The 4,536-nt window shown below is 45.8% G+C and carries 4 protein-coding genes and 1 pseudogene; 4 read left to right on the top strand and 1 reads right to left on the bottom strand.

All coding sequences use genetic code 11. From position 1 onward, the window contains the following. Positions 1 to 300: 300 nt before the first annotated feature. Positions 301 to 1,182, bottom strand: a complete 882-nt coding sequence (locus V6C93_RS15160; protein ID WP_333477502.1) for an ABC transporter permease — start codon at positions 1,180 to 1,182, stop codon at positions 301 to 303. A 288-nt stretch (positions 1,183 to 1,470) separates the two neighbouring features. On the opposite strand from V6C93_RS15160, the gene V6C93_RS15155 reads away from it, so the two are divergent. The 4 genes and pseudogenes from V6C93_RS15155 to V6C93_RS15140 all read left to right on the top strand — a co-directional run. Further along, entirely contained in the window at positions 1,471 to 1,767 is a 297-nt protein-coding gene (locus tag V6C93_RS15155; RefSeq protein WP_333477501.1) for a hypothetical protein, read from the top strand. A 27-nt stretch (positions 1,768 to 1,794) separates the two neighbouring features. Beyond that, complete coding sequence (locus tag V6C93_RS15150; RefSeq protein WP_333477500.1) at positions 1,795 to 2,427, top strand: HEAT repeat domain-containing protein; 633 nt, start codon at positions 1,795 to 1,797, stop codon at positions 2,425 to 2,427. A gap of 119 nt (positions 2,428 to 2,546) precedes the next feature. Further along, positions 2,547 to 4,274: a protein kinase domain-containing protein gene (locus tag V6C93_RS15145; RefSeq protein ID WP_333477499.1), complete on the top strand. Its 1,728-nt coding sequence runs from the start codon at positions 2,547 to 2,549 to the stop codon at positions 4,272 to 4,274. A gap of 71 nt (positions 4,275 to 4,345) precedes the next feature. After that, positions 4,346 to 4,536: pseudogene (locus tag V6C93_RS15140) on the top strand (glucosamine-6-phosphate deaminase); the annotation flags it as partial.

The following is a 4,536-nucleotide window of genomic DNA, read 5'->3' as shown; positions in this document are numbered from 1 at the left end:
TATTGAGACTCAAGACAGACCAAGGTACATGGGCATTGGTCAGCCAATAGTGTCCTGCTGTGGGGATCATTAGATTTGATTAGTGCTTTAAGTCATACAAATCTTACCGGATTAGGTTCCAACGATATCGCTTGGTCTTTTCAGGAGATTCTATGGCCATCCTAAATGATGTCGAATCCGTTGGTATTGAAATCCTATTTTTTTAACGCAGAGAGCGCAGAGGGGAACGCTGAGGGACGCTGAAGTTTTTGAAGAATTTCGATGCTAATGGAAATGATATGATTGATGATCACCTCTATATCAATTCTCTTTTTTGACAGCACTCTCATGCCAATTACGCAACAAAAAGTCAGATAAAAAAGTCAACCCAACAAAAATAATCACACCTAAACTGGTTGTCATCAATAAAGCCGCAAACATCCGAGGAATTTGCAGATTGTAGCTTGCCATTAAAATTTGATAAGCAATACCCGATCGCGCCCCGCCTGTACCCGCCACAAACTCCGCCACCACTGCACCAATCAACGCCAGACCCCCACTAATCCGCAACCCTCCCAAGAAATAAGGCAAAGCACTAGGTAAACGCAGATATAGCAGAGTCTGCCAACGAGATGCCTTATAAAGCTGAAACACATTACTCAGGTTGTGGTCAACACTGTTGAGTCCAAGGGTAGTGTTAGAAACAATGGGGAAAAAGGCCACAATCCAGGCACAAACCACCAAAGCCGCGAACGTATTGTTCCTCAGCCAGATAATGATTAAGGGGGCGATCGCAACAATCGGCGTCGTCTGCAAAATCACCGCATAAGGAAACAAACTCCGTTCAATCCACTTATTCTGAGTAAACAAAATCGCCACCAACAACCCAGAAACCACCGCCGCAACAAAAGCTGCGATCGTAATTTGCAGGGTAATCATGAGTGAAGGGAACAGTTCATTCCAATCACCAATCAACGTCTGAAACACTAAAAACGGCCCTGGAAGCAAGTAAGGCGGCATCTTCGTCACCCACACAAAAATCTCCCATATCAGGATTACCAAAATACCAACCACCACCGGAGCAATCACATCAGGTGAGACTAATTTCTTTAACCAAGCGACCCCAATTGGCTTTTGCGATGGGTTAACAACAGCGTTTCTATCGTTGGGAACAACCGAATTGTTTTCTGGCGTAGGCAGCATAAGAACTTATCCGAAAAGCCGTTTCAGTAACGACCAAACATCTGTATCTAACCCAATGGGTCAGACCTTCTCTAAAAAACACTAGCGCACGAGGAGGGTAAGGGAGGGAGCAAGGATACAAGATGCGATCGCGCTTGAGCGTGACACTTGAATAACGTATGTTTGACAGCTTTCCCAGCTTCAGGTGTTGCAAACTAAGAGCAAATTTGTTATGGTTTAAGTTAGCGTTAGCTCATTGTGAGCGAGGCATATATAGTTATCACAACATATCTAGAGGCATTTTTTTGTATGTCTCTGGATAGGTGTTTTGCTGTTTATTCCTCTCTCGCAAGGAGCAACCTGTCATCTCAACCACAAACGAAGCAAGAGTGTCGGAAGGCGAAAAAGATTCTAGAGCAATACCAGCGCCTAGCAGAGAAGCACGGTGTAAGGTTATCGCCTAGACGACTTGAAGAATTAAACGAATTGCGCGAAGCTAAAACAATCACAATCAACGCTCTGCCTAGTACTCTTCGTCGCGAGTTTCCTCTGGGAACGTTTAACAGTATGACACTGGCTGAAATCGAGGAGTTGTGCGGGATGTAGAGTTACTGAGTTTCAAGGAGAGCCAATATGAGTTTTTATCCTGAACTCGACCATCTCACCCTTCAAGAACTTATTGCCCACTTTCAAGGTTCGCCTCTCGAAGGAGAGGAGTATGCGGATGTGTACTATCAAGAAGTGGCAAACCTAATCGGGGCACAGGGTGAGGTGGGTATCGCTTTCTTGCGGAGGGAAATCAAAAAGGCAGATACGGCAAGGTTGCGGGCTATTCTCTTTGCACTTACTGAAGCTCAACTAGACGATCCTGAATTTTGGGACTTATTGCGTTCCTTTCTCCATGATGAGCGACCGATGGTTGTTATGGAAGCAGTGGATAGTCTGAGAATGTTAGGCGACAAAGACGCCGTTGAGCAAGTCTTAGCTTTACTTCAGCATCCATCTCCCTATGTGAGAGGGAGTGTTTTACGCTACATGAGATGCCTATATCCGAATAAGGCGCTACCAGTACTGATAGAAGCGTTAAAAGACCCAGATTATATTGTGCGAGAGAATGCCGTTGACGAGCTAGGCGAGTTATATGAGGTTGAAGCTATTCCTTATTTACGCCTGTTATTAACCGACTCTGAAGCTGATGTTCGAGAGGCTGCACAGACAGCGATCGCTATGCTAGAAGAAAGCGAGAGCGACACGATCGCCTACTAATTTCGGAATCTCGAAGCAAATGGTCATACGGGAACGATGTCACAGGACTTGCTGTCAGAGGGTAGAGCCTTAGCGATTCCTTATCTATATTGGGAATATTGTGCTCATTAAAGCCATCCATGTCACTTTGCATTAACCCTCACTGCCGTAAACCTGACGATCCCGATAACACTCGCAACCGCTTCTGTGAAAATTGTGGTTCTGACCTACTCTTACATGGACGCTATCGGGTAACGCGCCTCCTGAGTGACAAAAGTGGCTTTGGTATAATCTACGAATCTGACGAGCAGGGGACGTCCGAAATCCTCAAAGTCCTCAAAGAGAATCTCAACAGCGACGCCAAAGCTGTAGAACTCTTCAAACAAGAAGCAGATGTGTTGGGACAGCTTCATCATCCCGGTATTCCCAAGGTAGATGGCTACTTCCCGTATCAGACCAGAAATGGCCCATCCTTGCACTGCCTTGTCATGGAGAAAATCGAAGGCTCCAACTTAGAGGAGTGGATGGCAGCGCGAGGGAATCGCCCCATTTCTCAAGAGCAAGCGATCGCATGGTTAAATCAGCTAGCTGTTATTTTAAAGCTGGTACACGACAAGCATTACCTGCATCGGGATATTAAGCCATCCAATGTAATGCTTAGACCCAATGGTCAGTTGGTATTAATCGACTTTGGCACGGCGCGAGAAGTAACCCGAACCTACCTCGCCAAGTTGGGTTCAGGACAGGGTATCACAGCCATTATCTCCTCTGGCTACACCGCACCCGAACAAGCCAATGGAGAAGCACGGGTGCAATCCGATTTCTTTTCCTTGGGACGCACCTTTGTCTTTTTATTGACGGGGCAGTATCCCAATACAATGTATGATCCTCGCTTAGATCAGTTGAACTGGCGCAGTCATACCTCCGGGATTTCACCGGGACTGTTGAATTTGGTCGATTGGCTGATGGCGCGTGACCCCAATCAGCGCCCTGGTAATGCCCAAGCCATTTTGGATCGCCTTGCAGAACTCGATCGCGACAATATTAGCCACGCTGCAACCGTCAATGTAGTAGGTGCTGCGATACCTGCACCCTTACCGCCACAAGAAACGACAACGACCCTGCCATCGCAAGAAATACCACCGTCAGAACAGGATTCAGGTAGATTACCCTTCCTGGCGTTTTTGGCATTCTTGATAGTAGCATTGGGATTGCTCGGTTTCGGTATGTTAGTGCTTTTGGGGGCAGAACATCGTTCATTTCCAAAGAACGCTCAACTGCCACAAGAGAAAGGAGAAGTCGATTATTTCCCCTATGTAGAAGGAACAGATAGCCAAGGGAGAACAGCGGAGTTTAACGTAGCCGTTCTTTCTAGAGAATATAAATGGCAACTTGGGAGTTCCTACCAAGTTAAATATAATGATCGCCTGATTTCTCTCGACTCCTTACAGTCCGACCTCGAAGCGGAAGGAATCCAGAGGATAATGGAAAACCCAAGTCAGATTATTTCGGTAGGAACCGCTTCTTGTGAGGGGTCGCCAACCCAGGAAGAGCGCCGAGCCTTTGAACGCTCGAAGCAAATCCAACTTTTAGCCAAAAAGTTATTTAGCAGGGTTCCCAGCGTACAAAATTACCGCTTATTAAATCTGGGTCAATTTCGGCAGGATAATTGTAATTCTAATCAGGATGAAACGTCCTATCAAAGAAGTGTGATTATCATTGGTGTCAAAAAACAATCAGAAGGGGTAATTCTCGATGAAGCGTTGCGATCGCGTTTAGAGAAGAAACCCTTTGGTGACTTTCAGATTCAGGATTACTCCCTCGGAACTCCCGATAAATTTAAAACAATACCCAGTCGGCTAGATTGAAAAAATTAGCCCTTGTGGAAGTATGAGTAAAAAAGTCTCAACTCCACATTGCTAAGAAAAAAAGCACCATCATGTTGTATACTCCCGAACAAACTTTTCGATTCGATGCCCTATCAGTATCCCTCTACAACAACGAAGCTGAACTCGCTTTAGATGCGGCGCAGTTTGCCAAAAATCACTTGCAGTCCGTACTTCTGGAAAAAGGTACAGCCTCTGTAATCCTAGCAACAGGCAACTCACAGCTCAAATTTCTAGACGCTCT

It is taken from the genome of Allocoleopsis sp., assembly GCF_036703385.1.
In the GTDB taxonomy this organism is placed as follows: Bacteria; Cyanobacteriota; Cyanobacteriia; order Cyanobacteriales; family Coleofasciculaceae; genus Allocoleopsis.
Note: the sequence above shows the minus strand (reverse complement) of the source record. Positions and strands in the feature narration are given on the sequence as shown.